This window comes from Shewanella sp. Isolate11, from assembly GCF_022398315.1.
In the GTDB taxonomy this organism is placed as follows: domain Bacteria; phylum Pseudomonadota; class Gammaproteobacteria; order Enterobacterales; family Shewanellaceae; genus Shewanella.
In genome coordinates this window covers 18,616-38,083 of record NZ_JAKEVF010000004.1, presented here as the reverse complement: position 1 = coordinate 38,083, position 19,468 = coordinate 18,616, and the positions used below count along the sequence as shown (strand labels likewise).

17 protein-coding genes are annotated in these 19,468 nt (G+C 44.4%); 7 read left to right on the top strand and 10 right to left on the bottom strand.

Going from position 1 to position 19,468, the window contains the following annotated elements; genetic code table 11:
- The first annotated feature begins 1 nt into the window (after position 1).
- The 5 genes from L1D21_RS11165 to L1D21_RS11145 all read left to right on the top strand — a co-directional run bounded on the left by L1D21_RS11165 (position 2) and on the right by L1D21_RS11145 (position 6,364).
- A complete protein-coding gene (locus tag L1D21_RS11165) occupies positions 2-874 on the top strand; it encodes a DMT family transporter (RefSeq protein WP_239845330.1) in 873 nt (290 codons plus the stop codon).
- A gap of 151 nt (positions 875-1,025) precedes the next feature.
- Positions 1,026-4,211: a mechanosensitive ion channel domain-containing protein gene (locus L1D21_RS11160; RefSeq protein ID WP_239845329.1), complete on the top strand. Its 3,186-nt coding sequence runs from the start codon at positions 1,026-1,028 to the stop codon at positions 4,209-4,211.
- Positions 4,211-4,915, top strand: a complete 705-nt coding sequence (locus tag L1D21_RS11155; RefSeq protein WP_239845328.1) for a glycerophosphodiester phosphodiesterase family protein — start codon at positions 4,211-4,213, stop codon at positions 4,913-4,915. Before L1D21_RS11160 ends, L1D21_RS11155 begins: the two co-directional genes overlap by 1 nt.
- 146 nt (positions 4,916-5,061) lie before the next feature.
- Positions 5,062-5,988 (top strand): D-2-hydroxyacid dehydrogenase, encoded by a 927-nt coding sequence (locus tag L1D21_RS11150; protein ID WP_239845327.1) that lies wholly within the window; start codon positions 5,062-5,064, stop codon positions 5,986-5,988.
- A gap of 184 nt (positions 5,989-6,172) precedes the next feature.
- On the top strand, positions 6,173-6,364 hold the full coding sequence (locus L1D21_RS11145) for a bacterioferritin-associated ferredoxin (RefSeq protein ID WP_239845326.1): 192 nt from the start codon (positions 6,173-6,175) through the stop codon (positions 6,362-6,364).
- A gap of 135 nt (positions 6,365-6,499) precedes the next feature.
- On the opposite strand, the gene parC is transcribed toward L1D21_RS11145, so the two are convergent.
- From parC to nudF, 7 genes are all read right to left on the bottom strand, one after another.
- Positions 6,500-8,767, bottom strand: coding sequence for a DNA topoisomerase IV subunit A (parC, locus tag L1D21_RS11140; RefSeq protein WP_239845325.1), 2,268 nt, complete (start codon positions 8,765-8,767; stop codon positions 6,500-6,502).
- A gap of 14 nt (positions 8,768-8,781) precedes the next feature.
- Positions 8,782-9,816: a PQQ-dependent sugar dehydrogenase gene (locus L1D21_RS11135; protein ID WP_239845595.1), complete on the bottom strand. Its 1,035-nt coding sequence runs from the start codon at positions 9,814-9,816 to the stop codon at positions 8,782-8,784.
- Positions 9,817-9,952: 136 nt separating this feature from the next.
- Positions 9,953-11,839: a DNA topoisomerase IV subunit B gene (parE, locus tag L1D21_RS11130; RefSeq protein WP_239845324.1), complete on the bottom strand. Its 1,887-nt coding sequence runs from the start codon at positions 11,837-11,839 to the stop codon at positions 9,953-9,955.
- A 48-nt stretch (positions 11,840-11,887) separates the two neighbouring features.
- Positions 11,888-12,466 (bottom strand): YqiA/YcfP family alpha/beta fold hydrolase, encoded by a 579-nt coding sequence (locus L1D21_RS11125; RefSeq protein ID WP_239845323.1) that lies wholly within the window; start codon positions 12,464-12,466, stop codon positions 11,888-11,890.
- Between the two features lie 233 nt (positions 12,467-12,699).
- Positions 12,700-13,539 carry a 3',5'-cyclic-AMP phosphodiesterase gene (gene cpdA / locus L1D21_RS11120; protein ID WP_239845322.1) on the bottom strand — a complete coding sequence of 280 codons (840 nt, stop codon included), beginning with the start codon at positions 13,537-13,539 and terminating at the stop codon, positions 12,700-12,702.
- A 9-nt stretch (positions 13,540-13,548) separates the two neighbouring features.
- Positions 13,549-13,995 (bottom strand): DUF1249 domain-containing protein, encoded by a 447-nt coding sequence (locus L1D21_RS11115; RefSeq protein WP_239845321.1) that lies wholly within the window; start codon positions 13,993-13,995, stop codon positions 13,549-13,551.
- The gene (nudF, locus tag L1D21_RS11110) at positions 13,992-14,600 is read right to left on the bottom strand and encodes an ADP-ribose diphosphatase (RefSeq protein WP_239845320.1); all 609 of its coding nucleotides are present in this window, start codon (positions 14,598-14,600) and stop codon (positions 13,992-13,994) included. Before nudF ends, L1D21_RS11115 begins: the two co-directional genes overlap by 4 nt.
- A gap of 269 nt (positions 14,601-14,869) precedes the next feature.
- Between nudF and tolC the strand changes: the two genes are divergently transcribed.
- Complete coding sequence (tolC, locus tag L1D21_RS11105; RefSeq protein ID WP_239845319.1) at positions 14,870-16,195, top strand: outer membrane channel protein TolC; 1,326 nt, start codon at positions 14,870-14,872, stop codon at positions 16,193-16,195.
- Between the two features lie 259 nt (positions 16,196-16,454).
- On the opposite strand, the gene L1D21_RS11100 is transcribed toward tolC, so the two are convergent.
- The 3 genes from L1D21_RS11100 to L1D21_RS11090 are packed head-to-tail and all read right to left on the bottom strand — an operon-like array spanning position 16,455 to position 18,671.
- Positions 16,455-17,198, bottom strand: a complete 744-nt coding sequence (locus L1D21_RS11100; RefSeq protein WP_239845318.1) for a TIGR04219 family outer membrane beta-barrel protein — start codon at positions 17,196-17,198, stop codon at positions 16,455-16,457.
- A 3-nt stretch (positions 17,199-17,201) separates the two neighbouring features.
- Positions 17,202-18,173 (bottom strand): DUF2333 family protein, encoded by a 972-nt coding sequence (locus L1D21_RS11095; RefSeq protein WP_239845317.1) that lies wholly within the window; start codon positions 18,171-18,173, stop codon positions 17,202-17,204.
- 12 nt (positions 18,174-18,185) lie between these two features.
- Positions 18,186-18,671 carry a copper chaperone PCu(A)C gene (locus L1D21_RS11090; protein ID WP_239845316.1) on the bottom strand — a complete coding sequence of 162 codons (486 nt, stop codon included), beginning with the start codon at positions 18,669-18,671 and terminating at the stop codon, positions 18,186-18,188.
- A 36-nt stretch (positions 18,672-18,707) separates the two neighbouring features.
- Here L1D21_RS11090 and L1D21_RS11085 point away from each other — a divergent pair, with 36 nt between their 5' ends.
- Positions 18,708-19,445, top strand: a complete 738-nt coding sequence (locus L1D21_RS11085) for an enoyl-CoA hydratase (protein ID WP_239845315.1) — start codon at positions 18,708-18,710, stop codon at positions 19,443-19,445.
- Positions 19,446-19,468 lie beyond the last annotated feature (23 nt).

Sequence of the window (19,468 nt, the reverse complement as noted above, 5' to 3'; positions counted from 1 at the left end):
CTTGAATTCTCAGCGTTCAGGATTAATCGAACTACATATTGCCGTACTGCTTTTTGGTGGTACGGCACTGTTTTCTAAATTAATCCCACTCAGCGCACTCGACATTACCTTGCTACGCTGCTGCGTTGCTGCTGTGATCTTAGCTTTATTGGTTAAAGCTACAGGATCGAAATTACGTCTCAACAGTCAACGAGATTATTTCGTCGCCCTAGGATTGGGCGTTATCGTCAGCCTACATTGGGTCACCTACTTCGCTTCGATGCAACTTTCATCTGTCGCTATCGGTATGATCGCATTTTTTACCTATCCGGTAATGACAGTATTAGTCGAGCCCCTGTTTACCGGTAGTCGTATCCAGCGAACCGATCTGCTCTGCGGAGTGATGGTTTTAGTGGGTGTCAGTCTGTTAATTCCTGAAGCCACCTTGGGTAATGATGTGACCTTAGGAATTGTGGTGGGAATTTTATCTGCGATGCTGTTTACCGCACGCAACTTACTCCATAAACGCTATTTCACCGAATATAGCGGCGCTCAGGCAATGCTGTATCAAACCGCTGTTACCGTACTGGTGCTTTTGCCTTGGCAACAAGCGGAAATCGACAGTATTGACAGCCATGTTTGGTGGCTAATTATTCTGCTAGGCGTTGTCTTTACCGCCGCACCTCACGCGCTATTTACTTCGGCGCTGAGACAACTGAGTGCAAAAACCGTCAGCTTAGTATCCTGTTTACAGCCACTCTACGGCGCTTTGCTCGCATTAATCTTATTGGGTGAGCAGTTGGCATTGAAAACTGTGATTGGCGGCTCTTTAGTGGTGATCACCGCCATTTACGAAACCCAGCGCAGTCATAAAGCTCACCGCGCTAACAAGTAAATACCTGCTCTCGGATAGGTGACTGAGCATTGTCTCATTTTCAACTATTTAGCCTAGGAAAACTGAAGACGAGTACCTCAAAAACTCACATCATTTTAGAAATTGGTATATTATATTTGTTAACTCACGCATCAATGCGATTAAATCCTCTATGTCTCGTATTTTGCTCGTTTTTTTATGCTGCTTATCTTTCACTGTCAGTGCTAATTCCCCCTTATCGATAAATAAGCGCCTCGGCCTTGGCGAATCTCAAGCTGTGGTCGAAAAGTCCACCGAAGAGCAACTGCAATGGCTTAATGAACAACTTGAACAACAAATCACACTTCAGAAGCGATTTGAGGCGGTTCTGCATCAATATTCCACCCAGAAACAGAAACTCAATACCCAGTTAGAAAATGCCGCTAAGCCACTCAGCTGGGATGCTAAGCAAAACATCGAACAACAATCTGCACAGGCATCCACTAGTCTTGCCAAGCTCAAAGAAACCGAATCGAACCTCAGCCAGCAGACTAATGAACTGATTAAGCGCCAACGTCAGTTACCTTCCCTGATCACTCAGGCCAATCAATCTGTCGCACAGCTTAAAAAGGCCGGCAACGACAAAGATACCCGACTAACTGATGCGCAAAATAAGCTGTCGCTACAAACCTTATCAACCTTAGAAACTGAACTTGCCAGCAGTCAAAAACAGATCGCGTTAAGTCAGCAACAGCTTAATCTAGTCAGACGTCAACTGCTGCAACAAGAACGACTGATCGAAGAGTTAAATAGTGCCATTTCCCTCAAGCGCCACAAAACTACAGCCGCTACGATTGCAGAAAGTCAAATCGACTCACTGATTACCGACGATCTGCAAGCCATCAAGATCAATCAACAAAACCAGACATACAGTGAACAATTACAACAACTCACCTATGATATGGCACAGGTGGCAACACAGCAGGAACAAGCTGAAATTCAATACCAATTTCAGGCAAAACAGCTAACCAATATCCAACAACAAATCGCCTTAGTAAAATTAAACTCCGCCTTTGGCGAACGTTTTTTACGTATCTTATCGTCGCTGCCAAAACCACCGAATCAAGATGATGTCAGCAGCCAAATTGCCAATGCCAGATTAGCGCGTTATCAACTTGAACAAGATCAGGCACTAGCCGCCAGTACTGCCGATGGTCAAACTGAGCCTACTCAATTACAAAGCAAGCTTTTAGAGTCACAGCAAAAGCTGCAACGCCAGTTACTGGAAAACTATGATCTTTATATCGGTGAGCTCGCTGAATTAAGGGTGCTGTATGAGCAACTTAATCAGCAATATCGCACCCTCAAAACCACACTTAATGAACACCTTTTCTGGGTAGCAAATGCCAACAGTATCGATAGCTTCTGGTTTAGCGATTTATTGCAAAGTAGCCATTGGCTGGTGACCCAAGCCCCCTGGCAACAATTACATGATTCCTTCGATGCACAGGGATCGTTATGGGCAACTTGGGTTATTTTAATGGTACTGTGTTTGGTATTACAGGACTTAATCACACCTATATTCCACCGCACTATGGCTCACAATATGAGCTTTGTCGGCAAGGTGACCCAAGATAAATTTATTTATACTTTCTCTGCACTTATCACCTCTCTGCTTTACAGTGCGATCAAACCGCTACCCTTGATCATGGCCGGCATCATTTTTTACCTCTCAAAGCAAGATATTGTCTCTGCCGTGGGAATGGCCATGATGACCATTGGCGCCTTGTATTGGTTACATCGAGTCACTTATCTGCTGTCACTAGATAACGGCATCTTAATTGGCCATTTTAAAGGCGATGCACAACTGATCCATGCCACCCAGGAGCGCCTCAAACACTTTACCGTCATGACTGTGCCTTTCATCGGTATAGTCAGCTTTACCGAGGTTATGGAAGCCTCGATGATACGGAACAGCTTAGGACGTGGCGCCTTTATCCTATTCGCCATCATGCTGTTCTGGTTTTACAAAGATATTTTGCAGCTGGCCAAGAAAGAGCGCCATTATCATCAAGACGATAAGAACAAGCGCCTATTACAGAAAGTGTTATGGGCAGTGTTGCTGATACTTCCTCCTGCCTGTGCCATTCTCGCCTTCAGGGGTTATTACTACACGGCATTCCAAATGCTACTGCAACTCCAGCTGTCACTTATTTTATGGCTGAGCTTTATGTTGCTTTACCTGTTAATCAAACGATGGATGCTGATAGAACGTCGACGAATTGCCTTTAACCGCGCCAAGGCGAAACGGGCCGAGATCATCGCCCAACGTGAAAAAGAGGGAGAAAGTATCGGCAGTGAAGGCGACACCTACGAAGAGCCCGAAGTTGACTTGGAAACGATCTCAAGTCAGTCACTGGGTCTGGTTCGTTCTTTGCTGACCTTAGCCTTTTTAATCAGCCTCATCGGACTGTGGACTCAAACCCATAGTGCGATTTTCTCCTTCTTAGATGGCATCACCCTATGGACAAGTTCGACCGTCATCGACGGTATTGCCCAGCCTTTGCCGATCACGCTGAAATCATTACTGTTAGGGCTAATCATCGTCGGCTTCTCGCTGATGATAGCCACCAACTTGCCGGGCTTGTTAGAACTTATGATCCTGCAGCGACTAGAGTTGTCCCAAGGCACCGGGTTTGCAGTCACGACCGTTAGCCGTTATTTGGTGGTCTTTTTCGGTATGCTCGGCGGTTTCTCTACTTTGGGCATGGAATGGTCAAAACTACAATGGTTAGTGGCAGCACTTTCTGTTGGTTTAGGTTTTGGCCTACAAGAGATTTTTGCTAATTTCATCTCAGGTTTGATCATCTTATTTGAAAAGCCTGTGCGTATCGGTGACACAGTGACCATCCGCGATCTCACCGGTACTGTAAGTAAAATTCAAATTCGTGCCACCACAATTGTCGATTGGGACAGAAAAGAGATCATTGTGCCCAACAAGGCCTTTATTACCGAGCAGTTAATCAACTGGTCACTGTCCGATCCTATTACTAGAGTCATCGTCTATGTCTCTGTAGCTAGAGATTCTGATCCCGCTAAAGTTGAAGCAGTGCTTTACCAAGCGGTACAAGAGAGTGAAGAAGCCCTCACGACTCCCGAGCCTGAAGTCTGGTTTGCAGGCTTCGGGAAGCATACTCAAGATTATGAGATCCGCGCTTACGCTAAAGACATGAGCGCTCGCTGGCCGCTGCGCCATGCACTGCATAATAAAGTCAGTAAGAAACTCAAAGAAAATGGTTTAGAGCTCGCCTTCCCACAATTAGAAGTTCACATCAAAGGAGGGCAAGGCAAAGACACACAAGGATTGATTAGAAGCTGATGCAAGTATTTGCCCATCGCGGTGCCAGCGGCTATGCACCAGAAAACACCCTCGCCGCCATGAAAAAAGCGATCGCCTTGGGTATCACGGCTATCGAACTCGACGTGCATAATGTCGAAGGGGAACTTTATGTTTTCCATGACAGACGCCTCGATGGAAAAAGCTCAGGCGTAGGGTTAATTGAGTCAGTCAGCCAAGCCTACCTATCGACCATAAATGTTGAGGGAGAGCCGATACCTAAGCTTTGGGAGCTACTGGTCTATTTAAAACCCTATCAGCCTGTGGTGAATATAGAATTAAAAGGCATGGCTTCCTTAGCCGCTTTTATCGAATTATATCCCAAGGTGTTAAGCCAACTGGATTATAAGCCACAACAGCTTATCATCTCTTCTTTCAACCATGGCTTTATTAGAGAAGTAAAACAGCAGTTTCCCCAAGCATTGGTCGCACCACTTATCGAAGGGATTCCCGATGATGGTGCAGCGCTGGCCTCTCGATTGCGGGCCTACTCATTACATTTAAGCCTAAGCTTTTTAACTCAAGAAATTATCGACGATGCCCATCAACGCGGTATCAAAGTATTTGTCTACACAGTCGATAATCCACAGGACATCGCAATGTTAGCAGCTATGGGCGTCGATGGTATTTTTAGTAATTATCCAGATAAGAGCCTGCAGCAGATCAAGCAAATCAGTCAGCTTTGAACTCAACCAGCTAACCCCTCATCCAACCCCGTAATAACTTAACAAATAACTATTTTCTCCGATTTTATCTAAAGATGCGCTTTAGGATAATCTTCGGTTAAACTGTATTTGAAAGAGATGGATAATAAAAGCAACAAGGAGCCTCCATGGAACACAAGCTGCTGCTGCTCACTAGTGATAATGACAAGTACCGCGAATTACTCGCTTCTTGCCACTTACCCCAAATTAAATTACTGGGAGACGATCCAAAAAGTATTTTAAGTGCTGATATTTGGCTTGCAGAGCCTCCGCTTGCCGCTCCTTTAATTGGCCACGCTAGAAACATGGTTTGGATGCAATCAACCTATGCGGGTGTAGATCCTTTAGTTAAGCCTCGTCTGCGCCGCGATTACTTGCTAACTAATGTAAAAGGAATTTTCGGCCCTTTAATGAGTGAATATCTGTTTGGTTATCTGCTCGCTCACAAGCGCGAACATCAAAAGTATAAGTCGCAACAGGCCGAAAAAATTTGGCGCCCAGGCAGTTTCAAAACCCTTCAAGGACAACAATTATTACTGCTGGGAACTGGCAGTATCGCACAACATATTGCCAAAACGGCTAAGCACTTTGGTATGCATGTGACCGGAATTAATCGTGGTGCTAAACCTACTATCGGATTCGATCATGTTGACCGATTGGCCAATCTTCCCAGCCATATCGCTCAGGCGGATGCCATTGCCACTATTTTACCAAGCACCCCTGAAACTAGAGGCATATTAGATGCACAAACTTTAAGCCTAATGAAACAAAATGCGGTGCTGTTTAATATGGGCCGAGGCGATGTGCTTGACCTCGATGCTCTATTTCAACAGTTACATACTAATCCTGAACAGCATGCGATTTTGGATGTATTCAACCAAGAGCCTCTGCCACAAGAACACCCAATTTGGTCACTCAATAATGTGATTATTACGCCTCATATCGCTGCCCCGAGTTTTCCTGAACAAGTGGTGGAGATTTTCGCAAATAATTATCACAAACTGCTTAATCATGAGCCGTTAAGTAACCAAGTCAACTTCGAGCGAGGTTACTAGCACTCTAGGGTAAGAGTGAGTGAAAAGGCAACGGTGATCGATAAAGTCGAGTAAATATAGAGCTTGTCACAGTTTTTAATAGCTCACATAAGAGAGAAAAGCAGCATCTTATAACTCAGAGTTATTGGCAGTGCGAATCATTATCATTTATACTCTCAAACATCGAAATTGAGAGAGTAAAAGAATGTACGTTTGCTTATGTCATGCCATCACAGATACCCAGATAAAAGAAGCGGTAGATCAGGGTGATACCAGTCTAGCAGCTGTAAAGCAGCGTCTAGGTGTGGGTAACCAGTGTGGTAAATGTAGCCGTATGGCCAATGAAATCATTCAGGCTCGTTTAGATGTCACGCCTAACTTTTACGAAGTCGCTTAACCGTCATTTCTAGATAATTCGACTTTAACTCAAACTGTTTTTCCCAATAAAAAAGCTGCTTAATGCAGCTTTTTTATTCTCTCAACATTGACCACTTGTAACTCTCTGGTCAATTATCTAGCTAGACCCCTTATACTAGAGCACCGCTTCATCGCCACCCAGTTCAACTTTATCGACCCGCTGTAAGCCACGAGGTAACTTGGCACCTCGACGACCACGTTCACCTCGGTAATGCTCTAAGTCACTGGCTTTAAGGGTAAGCTTACGCTTACCAGCCCATAAAGTGACAGCAGTTCCTTCGGGTACAACATGTAAGTGAATAAGCAATTCTTCACGGCTCTTAGCCCGTTCAGTTGGTATACCAATCACCTTGTTGCCCTTACCTTTAGCCAACTGAGGTAAAGCGTCAACCGAGAACAGCAACATACGCCCTTCGTTGGTGATCGCTAATATCGATTCACTACGAGACTTATCGACACGTTGAGGCACTAACACCTTAGCGTTTTGCGGCAAACTCAATAAAGCTTTACCCGCCTTATTACGCGAAACCATATCTTTGTAATCGCCAATAAAACCATATCCCGCATCGGAAGCAAGTAGATAGCATTGGCCATCCTCTCCCATCAGCGCATGCTCAATGGTCTCTCCCGCCGATAACTGGAATCGGGTAGTAAGCGGCTCACCCTGACTCCGCGCCGACGGTAAACTATGAGTATCTGTCGCAAAGGCGCGCCCTGTACTACCGATAAATACCGTGGGCTGATTGCTTCGACCTGAAGCCGAACAAAGGTAACTATCGCCTGCTTTATAGGAAAGCGCGGTAGGGTCGATATCATGCCCTTTGGCACAACGTACCCAACCTTTCTCTGACAGTACAACGGTAACCGCTTCTGCTGGTACTAATTCTTGCTCGCTTAGGGCGCGGGATTCACTGCGCTCGATTAATGGCGAACGTCTATCATCACCATAGGTTTCAGCATCTTGCTTAAGTTCTTTCTTGATCAAGGTCTTCATACGTCGATCTGAACTTAATAGTAGCTCTAACTTCTCCCGCTCCTCTTCAAGTTCACTCTGCTCTGCCTTGATCTTAAACTCTTCCAACTTAGCTAAGTGGCGGAGTTTAAGGTCGAGAATGGCATTGGCTTGTTCGTCACTAAGATTAAAGCGCGACATCAGTTCGGCTTTAGGATCATCGTTGTAACGGATGATCTCAATCACTTCATCGATATTGAGGAAGGCAATCATCAAGGCATCGAGAATATGTAGTCTTGCTAATACCTTATCGAGACGATATTCCAAACGACGTCTAACCGTGGTTAAACGGAACTCTAACCACTCTGTCAGTAGCTGCTTTAAGCCTTTGACTTGTGGGCGACCATTGAGACCTAATACGTTTAAATTAACCCGGAAGTTCTTTTCTAGGTCTGTGGTGGCAAACAGATGCGCCATTAACTGCTCACAATCGACACGATTAGAGCGCGGCACAATCACCATACGCACAGGACTTTCATGATCAGACTCATCACGTAAGTCCACGACCATTGGCAGTTTTTTTGCCTGCATCTGCGCGGCGATCTGCTCTAAAATCTTACCGCTACTAGCTTGATGTGGCAGTGCGGTAATTACGATTTCTCCCGCCTCTACACTATAAACTGCTCGTGCTTTAATCGAGCCACGACCCGTGCTATAGATTTTTTCGATATCGGCTTTAGGCGTAATGATTTCCGCTTCAGTTGGATAATCAGGCCCTGGCACCAACTCCATAATCCGGTCTAGCTCAGTTTTTGGATTATCTAGCAGCTCGATACAGGCATCGACGAGTTCACGCGCATTATGGGGCGGCACATCGGTCGCCATACCGACAGCAATACCAGTAATACCATTAAGCAGAATATGTGGCAGACGAGCAGGTAAAACCAGCGGCTCTTTCATGGTTCCGTCAAAGTTAACGCCCCAATCCACAGTGCCTTGGCCAAGCTCAGTGAGTAGAATTTCTGAAAATTTAGACAAGCGCGCTTCGGTGTAACGCATTGCAGCAAATGATTTAGGGTCGTCTGGAGCACCCCAGTTACCTTGACCATCAACCAATGGATAGCGGTAAGAGAATGGCTGAGCCATCAACACCATAGCTTCGTAACAAGCGCTGTCACCATGGGGATGATATTTACCTAACACATCACCAACGGTACGTGCCGACTTCTTATGCTTCGACTGTGCAGAGAGTCCCAGCTCGCTCATCGCATAAATAATACGTCGCTGAACGGGTTTTAGACCATCTCCGATATGAGGCAATGCACGATCCATGATGACGTACATTGAATAGTTAAGATAAGCATCCTCGGTGAAACGTCTCAGCGGCATCTGTTCGACGCCATCAAGGCTTAAATCTATCGCATCACTCATTGATTAGGGTCCTGTTATTCACTCTCATCGGCACCATCCCCCTTGTAATACAAGCGGTAAATATTGCCTTTTAAATCATCTGATATGTACATGGCGCCATCGGGAGCCATGATTAATGCATAAGGTCTCGCCACCGGAAATTCGCCATCTAAGAAACTCACCACAGTTTGACGCTTAGTCACCTTGTTTTCTTCGACGGTCAACATGGTCACTTGATAGCCAATTTTACTGGAACGGTTCCAAGAACCATTTTCGGCTACAAACATCTGCTGTTGATACTTTTCAGGAAAAACGTTACCACGATAAAACTGCAGTCCCGTTGGAGCGACGTGAGCCGGCAACTCAAATTCTGGCAAGTCAACTTTCAAGCCTTTGGGTTTCTCGTAAGCGGGCTCTAAGACACTAGTAGCATGAATATAAGGGAAGCCGTAATGCGCCCCAGTGCTATCGATACGATTAATTTCGTCTGGTGGAAGACGGTCTCCCATCCAATCTCGCCCAGAATCGGCAAACCACAATTTATTATCTATCGGTGACCAGTCGAAACCTGAGACAGTGCGAATGCCTGTCGCTATCTGCTCGCTATTACCGGTATCGATATCAATAGCAATAATACTGCCAAATGGTGCTTGGGGTTCGCACACATTACAAGGTGCCCCAATAGCGACATAGAGGCGACCATCGGGTCCAAAACGCATTGCACGGCGGCTCTTGTTTGCCTTGGCTGGTAAACGGTCATAAACCTCTTTACCTCGTCCCTGACGACGCAGACGACTTTCGACATCGTTAAAACGTAAAATACGTTCCTGTTCAGCAACGTAAAGATCGCCTTTATAGTAAGCTAGCGCCTCTGGATACTCTAAGCCTTTGGCAACGACATAACGCTTATCGACTCGCCCGTCGTTATTACTATCAACCAAAGCCTGGATCGTACCGGATTTATAGGAGCCCACAAACAGCGTGCCCTTCTCACCCAGAGCCATCTGTCTAGCATCGCCTAAATCGGAAGCATATAACGTCAAGCCAAAACCTTTAGTCACAGTGATCATCAGCGGCTGATCTGCTTGTGCACCAGCCGAAATCACGCTTGAGACCAATATAGACAACGTTAACGCAAACTTATAACTCATTGCTTTATAATTCATATTATTGAGTCGTACCACAGTTTTAAAAATTAAATCGAATTTATATTTGTGCCAAATCACCTTTGGTTTCTAACCAAGTTTTTCTATCGCCTGAACGCTTTTTCGCCAACAACATATCCATCAACGCCATAGTATCATCGGCATCATCGATAGTAAGCTGGACTAAACGTCGAGTATTGGGGTCCATCGTGGTTTCACGCAATTGTAATGGGTTCATTTCACCCAAACCTTTAAAGCGTGTCACTTGCACCTTGCCTTTCTTATTTTCGGCTTTAATCCTATCTAAAATCCCCTGTTTCTCTTCTTCGTCGAGAGCATAAAAGACCTCTTTACCCACGTCGATTCTGAACAGTGGCGGCATGGCGACATAAATATGACCCTTTTCGACCAACACTTTATAGTGCTTCATAAATAATGCACACAGCAGCGTCGCAATATGTAGTCCATCAGAATCAGCATCGGCTAAAATACAAATCTTGCCATAGCGCAGCTCAGAGATATCACTGCTATCAGGATCGCAACCGATGGCAACCGAAATATCATGGACTTCTTGAGAAGCCAACACCTGTGAAGCATCCACTTCCCAAGTGTTTAAAATCTTACCACGCAGCGGCATAATCGCCTGAAACTCACGATCTCGCGCCTGTTTTGCACTCCCGCCTGCCGAGTCACCCTCGACCAAAAATAGCTCGCCGCGCATAGGGTCTTGACCACTACAGTCGGTCAACTTGCCAGGTAATGCAGGTCCAGAGGTGATTTTTTTGCGCGCCACTTTCTTGGCTGCTTTCAACCGTTTCTGGGCGTTATTAATACACATTTCGGCCAAAGCTTCGGCTTGGTCAGTATGGGTATTGAGCCACAGACTGAAAGCATCACGCACTATGCCAGAAACAAATGCCGCACTTTGACGACTAGAAAGTTTCTCTTTGGTTTGTCCGGCAAATTGTGGGTCTTGCATCTTAATCGATAGAATAAAGCTGCTGCGATCCCAAATATCTTCTGGCGATAATTTAATGCCTCGAGGGATCAGATTTCGAAACTCGCAGAACTCTCGCATCGACTCCAGCAAGCCCTGCCGGAAACCATTAACATGGGTACCACCCAGCGGAGTTGGAATAAGGTTAACGTAACTTTCATTAAGATAGTCACCACCTTCAGGTAACCAAGTGATTGCCCAATCGACCGCTTCTGCATTCCCCTTCATGCTGCCGATAAAAGGCTCTTTGGGCAACATTTCGGCGCCGTTCACCGAGGCTTGTAAGTAATCGGTTAGGCCACTTTCATAAAACCACTCTTCAGTTTCACCCGATTGCTTATTAACGAATTTAATGCGTAAACCAGGACACAAAACGGCTTTGGCACGTAGTAGATAGACAAGTTTAGGAATGGAGAAATTGACTGAATCGAAGTAGCTGGCAGTGGGCCAAAAGTGAACCCGCGTACCGGTATTGCGTCGACCACAAGTACCAGTAACCTCAAGGTCGGTGACTTTATCACCATGCTCGAAGGCCATATCGTACACTTGGCCGTTACGTCTAACGGTTATCTCAACCCGATTAGACAGCGCGTTAACCACCGAAATACCAACACCATGCAAACCGCCAGAGAATTGGTAGTTATCATTAGAAAACTTACCGCCGGCATGCAGTTTAGTTAAGATCAGTTCGACCCCAGGAATCCCCTCTTCAGGGTGAATATCCACGGGCATACCTCTACCATCATCGATGACTTCAAGAGAGTTATCTTTATGTAAAATAACATCTATTCTAGTGGCATGGCCTGCTAACGCCTCATCGACACTGTTATCGATAACCTCTTGGCCTAAATGATTAGGACGTGTGGTATCGGTATACATACCGGGTCTGCGTTTTACTGGGTCGAGTCCATTTAAAACTTCAATTGCATCTGAGGTATATTGATTCGTCATAGCACACAATTTATATAGTTATTCAGGCCATGTTGCGGCCCTACATGTCTATTTGTCAAGAAACAGGAACTGACAGATCCTATCCAACTGTTGTTCATAACCAGCAAAACTATGGTCACCACCCGCTTCTACGAGCAGCTGACAACAATGGTATTTATTCACTGCTTGCTTATAATCAAGCACTTCATCGCCCGACTGCAGCAATACAAAAAAACGATCCGGATTGATAATCACTTGAGTATCAAATTTCGCCACATCATTTTTATGTTCGGGCAATACCTGATAAGTTTCATCGGTATAGGGATTATATTGCTGCCCGATAAACTCATCAAAAAGTTCAAAAGGCTTAACGGCGGGATTAATTAATACGGCTTTACCACCATAAGTTTCGACTAAGTAACTAGCAAAATAGCCACCGAGTGAAGAACCGATAAAATTAAGAGACTCCCCTTTGGCTTTCTCGCGCTCAACCAAATCAATCAATGACGCCATCGCGGCTTTGGGAGTACTAGGAAGCTGGGGTTGAAAAAAAGCAATCTGTGGAAAATGACGCGCTATATATTCGGCTGTAATCACCCCTTTATCTGATTGGGGCGAACTATTAAAACCATGGATATAGAGCAGCATATTCCCTCGATAACGATTATTTTCCAATTGGGCAACTCGGCGAATATCATTAGTATTATCACCAATTTTTCGCAGGTAACTCTATATAAATAACAGGGGGAGACATAATCTAACGCTGCGATTAATGAGATGCTAACACTGGCGACACAATTCACCAAATAAAGCTTTACTGGGATAGGAGTTTAATCACTAATTCCAAACAAACGACAACAGAGCAATAACCTCAAGTAATCTTAATAGCCTTTTGACTCATGATCCGGGGCAAATTTGTTGCCAGGAACTCGATACACATTGGTTAAAATGCTGCCATCGGCTTTCAGCTCGAGTAGGCGATAACCAGGTTGCTTTGCATCTAACGCAAAATAGGGGGACTTAGGCTTAAACTGAATACAAGTCGAAGGCGTTGCCATCAGCTGTAGTTGACCCAATTCGGTCGAATAAGTGCTATCTAAGCTCTGATGTACATGCCCCCAAAGCAAGCCTTTAACTTGCGGAAGCTGGCCAACACGAGCAAGAAAATCACTACCGTTATCCATGGAGTGTTGATCCAACCATTTACAGTCAACCTGAATTGGATTGTGATGCATCACCAACAGCGTGTTTTTATCGGGCTCAGCAGCAACTGCCGCCTCAATTAATAGCATCTCATCTTCGGCCATATTGCCACCGGGTTTTCCCCTGACAGTAGAGTCCAACATGATGATCTGCCAGTTGCCAGCCAAAATGCGTCTATCACCATAAATCTTCGGCCCTTGCATATGTAAATGCATGATCCTTGGGTCATCATGATTCCCAGGAAGGTAGTGACAAGGCAGCTGCAATGGGGCGATGGCTTTAACAAAATTTTGATAGGATTCACTAGAGTAATCTTGACTGATATCGCCAGTGGCTAACATGAAATCAGCTGGATAATCGATCGCCTGAATGGTGTTCAAAACAGCTGCTAAACTGTGCGCGGTATTAACACCCAAAAGCTGTGCTTCAGGATCGGCAAACAGGTGAGGATCAGTGACTTGAACAAGCCTGATACTCTCATTACGGTTTATAGGATAAGAGATAGCCTCTTTTAACACATTACAATCCTAAGATTCTGACTGACAAATAATCCGCGTGTGGTTGTCAATCTTTAGTAACTCTTCAAGAAAAGCATTTACCTGATACTTTTCATCTCGGTGGTACATACGCACATTTGGATAATCATATACCGCCCGCAAGCGATAAATCTGTCGACTAGTTAACACTTCTGCCAATTTAGCATCATGATAAACCCGCACTACAACTTTAGGAGTATCAACTAATTGCGGTAGTCCTATGGAACGTGAAATTTCGATTAACTGCGTATATTGAGTGTTTTCTAACAGTTTTACATCTAAACAGCCAAAATCACCTTCAACCTGCCAGCACTCCCCCTCTACGCAGGTAATCGGCAGCCAACGCAGAATATGGACATAGTTACGACCACATAATGCAAGGAAGCGGCTAACATCCACTTGATAGCTATGACGCCGTTTATTCAAAGATACACTCACTCTGCCGCTCTTAACTTCGTATAGTTGAGTTGCAGCCACTGCAAACCAATCACAGTTGATGCGTTATTAATTTTACCATCACACACAGCTTGATAAGCCTCCGCCCTCGAAATTACGTGTACCTTAATATCTTCGCCTTCATCACTCAAGCCATGAATGCCAGAAGCTTTACGGGTATCGACTTGAGCCCAGAAAAAGTCGAAACGTTCGCTGGTGCCACCCGGGCTGGAAAAATAGTTGCTAATATAATTTAATTTAACGGCATCTAAACCGGCTTCTTCTTGCAGTTCTCGACGAGCCACTTGTTCACTGGTCTCATCTTTGTCAATCATGCCGGCCACAAGTTCCATTAACCATGGTTTATCTGTTACGGCGACGATGGGAATTCGGATCTGTTCAATCAGCACGACTTTGTCTTCCAGCGGATCATAAGGCAGCACCACCACGGCATGACCACGCTCAAATACCTCGCGAGTGATCACTTCGCTCCAGCCACCAGCAAATAATCGATGTTTAAACCGATATTCATCTAATCGAAAAAAACCTTGATATACAGTCTGCTGACTAAGCATTTCGATGTCATTGCGAGTAAATTTTTGGCTCATAATCTTTCTCAGTGAGATCTCCGCAGGCCGCCTAAACAAACCAATATAGCATGTGATAATGGAAAATTTGCAGACATAAAATCAAAAACTGTTACACTTCGGAGTTGACTTAAAATTGGTTAATTTCTTAATATCTTAACTCTATAAGTTTAGATGTATCGGGAAGCGTCGGGAAGCGCAGACCGCTTTACTCAAAATAACGAAGTAAAGCATCACTTAACGTTATTAACTCCTAATAAGGGGTATATATGTCTCAAAAAGGACAGGTAATGAAATTTAAGATTCGCACCTTGTGTGCAGCCTTGACTCTTTCGGCAGCAACTTCTGCCGTTCACGCCGACGATCTATTACAGATATACCAACAAGCTCTCACAAGTGATCCTGTTGCGCTACAGGCTCAATCTCAACGTGACCGCCTATATGAGCAGATTGAAGAAAATCGTGCTCCTCTTTTACCAACTATCAGCGCCAGCGTCGGTTACGGTAAAAGTTGGTCAAACGTTGAAGACGATAAATACAACATGGGATTAAATGCTGGGGTTTCGCTCAACCAAGTCATTTATGACCACAGTGCATGGGTTGGGCTCGACTTAGCCGAGCTGGCCGCTTCACAAGCCGATGCAGCCTACGCATCTAGCTTACAATCTTTAATCATTCGAGTAACCAGCGCTTATTTCGATGTGTTATCGGCTAAAGATAACTACGAATTTCAGGGTGCTGAAAAACGCGCTATTGAGCGTCAACTAGAGCAAACAAAACAACGCTTTGCCGTTGGTCTTACGGCCATCACCGATGTTCATGAAGCTCAAGCCCAATACGATTTGGCTCGTGCATCTGAAATCTTGGCAGAAAACCAACTGACTAACAGTTATGAAGCCCTGCGTGAAATCACCGGACTTGAGCATTCATCTATCGATGTACTCGATACCACTCGCTTTACCGCTGTTGAACCGTCACCAGCACAACCTAACGAATGGTTAAAAATGGCCGAAACCAACAGTGTCGACCTAATGACCACTCGTATCGGTACTGATATCGCCAAGAAAACTATTTCGCTTTACAAAGCGGGTCACATGCCTTCATTAAACTTGAATGCAGGTTATACCACTAACCTAGAGCAAGAAGATGAGACCGGTTCTCTGGACGATTATGATAACGCCAACGTAGGTCTGACATTGAGCATCCCTATTTTTGAAGGTTTCAAAGTCAGTTCTAAAGTGAACCAAGCTCAATATCAGTATGTTGAAGCCAGTGAAAAAATGGAACAAACCTACCGTCAAGTCGTTAAAAACGTGCGTAACAACTTTAACAATGTCGGTGCTTCAATCAGTTCGATTCGTGCATACGAGCAATCAGTGATCTCATCTGAAAGTGCATTAAAAGCTACTCAAGCGGGTTTCGAAGTGGGTACTCGTACTATCGTAGACGTGCTTAACCGTACTCGTGACCTTTATGATTCTAAGCGTCAGCTTTCGAATGCGCGCTATGGTTACATCAACTCTATTCTGGCACTTAAGCAAGCTGCAGGTACCTTGAATGAGGATGATGTTATCGCAATCAACAACGGCCTAACTGAGCCAGTTGCCAGCGAATAATACCTCATTGATACAATAAAAAATGAGCAATAAAAAACCGCCTATTGGCGGTTTTTTTATTGAGTTCAAATCAACTCAGGTATTATACCAATCGCAGTAATTATCTGATCATTCTTACTAGTTAAAATCGCCGATAACCGTGTTGTAAATTTTGTAATTTTAATAAATAGTTACTGTAATTTACGCCTTGTTCTCGACAATTTTTCCTGTGCCTATTCTTTTATAAAGCGGGCTGATCACTAATTTACTTTGATTGGTATTAGAACACTATTTCAACACCGGCGAATGCGCCTTTAAATTGGTTGTTAGCGGTGATACGGTCGAAACCATTAACGTCGAACGTAAAGTCACGGTAACCAACGCGAACTTTAGTATCTAATGCAATACCATCAAACATCCAACCTAAGCCCACTGAATAGTCATATACGCTGGTTTCATCAATACCTAGCATCACATCGGCAAAACCATATAAACCTAGACCTGGCACGCCAACTTCAGCATTAGCTGAAGCCATCACAATGCCTTTACTGATATCACGTTCTTCTGGATGACCCGAATCGGCAACACTGTATGAACCATGCATCATTTTATAAGCAGCACCAACATCCAGGGCAACCAGATCGTTATCCAGGATCTCATAATATAAGACAAAATCGGTATTACTCAGGTTAACTGAAGAAGTAATATCGCCTGAAGTAAAGGTGTTGTTATTGAATGTCCAATCACCGGTTAACGTCGCCTTACCGTCCACATCTAAACTATTTTCGCGAATTTTTAGATTTGGAACAAATGGAATGGGATGCTCAACCGCTACCCATAAGCTACCTTGCCAAGATGAATCATAATCAAAATCTTGCTGAGTTTGGCCCTTTTCAGCAAAAGTACCACTGGTATCGGCTTGCCAATAATCACCACCTACTTTAAAACCAACAAGGGTTGCTGCATTAGCAGAAGTGGCAGCCAAAGAACCCAGAATTGCACATACAAGTAGTGTCTTTTTCATAATTTAACCTTGAGTCAATAAGTTAGTTAGATCAATCACCGCAGCATTTGCGCGGGAAATATAATTCGCCATCACCAAAGAATGATTAGCCAAGATGCCAAATCCAGAACCATTGAGCACCATAGGGCTCCATACCGGTTGCTGAGTTTGCTCTAATTCACGAATAATTTGTTGTAGGCTTACCTCAGCGTTTTTCTTCTTCAACACATCGGCAAAGTCGACTTCAATCGCCTTCATGAAATTCAATAATGCCCAAGTCGCACCTCGAGTTTCATAAAAGACATCATCAATTTTCCACCAGTTGGTCTTAATCAGGTTACTCGTCTGCGTTGGTGTCGACTGACTTGCCTCAGTTTCACCAGCAAGATCGGTATTTAACCGCTCCTGACCTACACTCGCAGATAAATGCTGCGACATACTACCTAAACGCTTTTGAATCTCTTTTAGCCACTCATTGAGATTATCGGCACGGGCATAAAACTGCGCATCAGGATTATTCGGGTCGGCAATTCTTGCGCGATACAGTTTGAGTAACTTCACTGCGTCACGATATTCACTCTCAGCGCTTGGCACTAGCCAACTAGTATGTTCGATATTCAGCTTTGAATGTGCCGCTAGTAGATCAGCATCGGCTGTCGATTGTGACTGAGAGCGACTGAACTCTTTACGCATAATCAGTGCTAAGTCGCGAACTTGCTCAATAGCGCCAAACTCAAACGCTGGCATATTATCCATAAATAGCGAAGGCGGCATGACATCATTGGACAGCCAACCACCATTTTTATCTAGCAGGGTTTCAACCGTTAGAATTAGCGATGTGGTTGTCGCGTATCCCACGACTTTATGGCCTTCACTATTTTGCAGCTGTTGCGGTGATAGCTCGTCAGGCTCAACGCTCCACCAAACACTGATAAAATAGCCAATCAAAATTAAAACCGTGGCAACTAATGCGCCTTTTTTCCAGGTTATCTGCATCTTAATACTCCATTAATGATGGTGGTGATGTTGCATGTCACCCTCTTGCTGAGCCATGTCTTGCTTACGAACCCTCAGCTTTATCAGCTGTTGACTGCCATCATCAAAAGTTAATGTTAAATCAACTTGATCACCAATATTCAATGGTTGCTTAAGTCCAAGCAACATAATGTGATCACCAGAAGGAGCTAAGTTTAGATTGCCATGCTCGGCAATAGCAAAATTTGGCTGTTGTCTCATCTTAACCACGCCATCTTCTTCAACCAATGTATGCAGTTGAGCTTCCGCGGCAATAGGGGTTTCCACAGCCACCAGTTTGATTGCCGCGCCGTGATTCATCAAAGTGAAATAAGCAGCGGTATTTGGAACACTCGGAGGCATTGCTCTGACATAACCATCCACCAACATGACATTTGCCAAGACAGAGAATGAAGTGCATGATAGCAATACAAAATTAAACGCATGTTTGAAAATGTGTTTCAATGTCTTAAACTCCATTTACTCCCACTGGCCAAAAATAAGGATCATTGACCAATGAGCACCATTCAAATTCAGGATAAGCAAGGCGTTCGCATCATTACTTTAAATCGTCCAGATAAACTCAACGCGCTTAACCTTGAAATGTACACTCAGCTTACAGAATACCTTATCCAAGGGGAGTCAGACAACGGAATTAACGCCTTTGTGATCAAAGGACAAGACAATTGTTTCACTTCAGGCAACGATATCGCAGACTTTTTAAAAAATAGTAGCTTAGGGCCAGAACATCCTGCATTTAAGTTTCTCTTTACCCTACTCGATATTAACAAACCCCTAGTCGCAGCAGTAAGCGGGGCTGCCGTCGGCATTGGTACAACCCTGTTACTGCATTGCGATTTAGTCTATGCCGATAACAGCGCTAAGTTTAAGCTGCCATTTGTGGATTTAGCCTTAGTACCTGAAGCTGGAGCCAGCCTATTATTGCCTCGTTTAGTCGGACGTACTAAAGCTGCAGAGCTGTTATTACTGGGTGATAGTTTTAACGCTGATGATGCCAAGCAGATGGGACTGGTTAATCAAGTTTTACCGAACGACACTCTGTTTGACTATGCCATAGCGCAAGCCACCAAACTGGCCAAACAACCACCTGAGGCGCTGCAAGCCACGAAAAAACTAATCAACTATGATGTAGAGCTTGTCAGGGAACAGATGCAAAAAGAGCTAAAAGAATTTGCCATTAGATTACAAAGTGATGAAGCCAAGAGCAGATTTCAAGCCTTTTTAAATAGATAAAACATCAACTTAGCGCTCTGCCT

Bases quoted from the DNA above. Each gene is read 5' to 3' on its own strand.
- L1D21_RS11150 (WP_239845327.1), top strand. From the start codon at position 5,062: ATGGAACACAAGCTGCTGCTGCTCACTAGTGATAATGACAAGTACCGC.
- parE (WP_239845324.1), bottom strand. From the start codon at position 11,839: ATGACGAATCAATATACCTCAGATGCAATTGAAGTTTTAAATGGACTC.
- L1D21_RS11145 (WP_239845326.1), top strand. From the start codon at position 6,173: ATGTACGTTTGCTTATGTCATGCCATCACAGATACCCAGATAAAAGAA.
- L1D21_RS11160 (WP_239845329.1), top strand. From the start codon at position 1,026: ATGTCTCGTATTTTGCTCGTTTTTTTATGCTGCTTATCTTTCACTGTC.
- nudF (WP_239845320.1), bottom strand. From the start codon at position 14,600: ATGAGCCAAAAATTTACTCGCAATGACATCGAAATGCTTAGTCAGCAG.
- L1D21_RS11125 (WP_239845323.1), bottom strand. From the start codon at position 12,466: ATGCTGCTCTATATCCATGGTTTTAATAGTTCGCCCCAATCAGATAAA.
- parC (WP_239845325.1), bottom strand. From the start codon at position 8,767: ATGAGTGATGCGATAGATTTAAGCCTTGATGGCGTCGAACAGATGCCG.
- L1D21_RS11095 (WP_239845317.1), bottom strand. From the start codon at position 18,173: ATGCAGATAACCTGGAAAAAAGGCGCATTAGTTGCCACGGTTTTAATT.
- L1D21_RS11135 (WP_239845595.1), bottom strand. From the start codon at position 9,816: ATGATCACTGTGACTAAAGGTTTTGGCTTGACGTTATATGCTTCCGAT.
- L1D21_RS11085 (WP_239845315.1), top strand. From the start codon at position 18,708: ATGAGCACCATTCAAATTCAGGATAAGCAAGGCGTTCGCATCATTACT.
- L1D21_RS11155 (WP_239845328.1), top strand. From the start codon at position 4,211: ATGCAAGTATTTGCCCATCGCGGTGCCAGCGGCTATGCACCAGAAAAC.
- tolC (WP_239845319.1), top strand. From the start codon at position 14,870: ATGAAATTTAAGATTCGCACCTTGTGTGCAGCCTTGACTCTTTCGGCA.
- L1D21_RS11100 (WP_239845318.1), bottom strand. From the start codon at position 17,198: ATGAAAAAGACACTACTTGTATGTGCAATTCTGGGTTCTTTGGCTGCC.
- L1D21_RS11090 (WP_239845316.1), bottom strand. From the start codon at position 18,671: ATGGAGTTTAAGACATTGAAACACATTTTCAAACATGCGTTTAATTTT.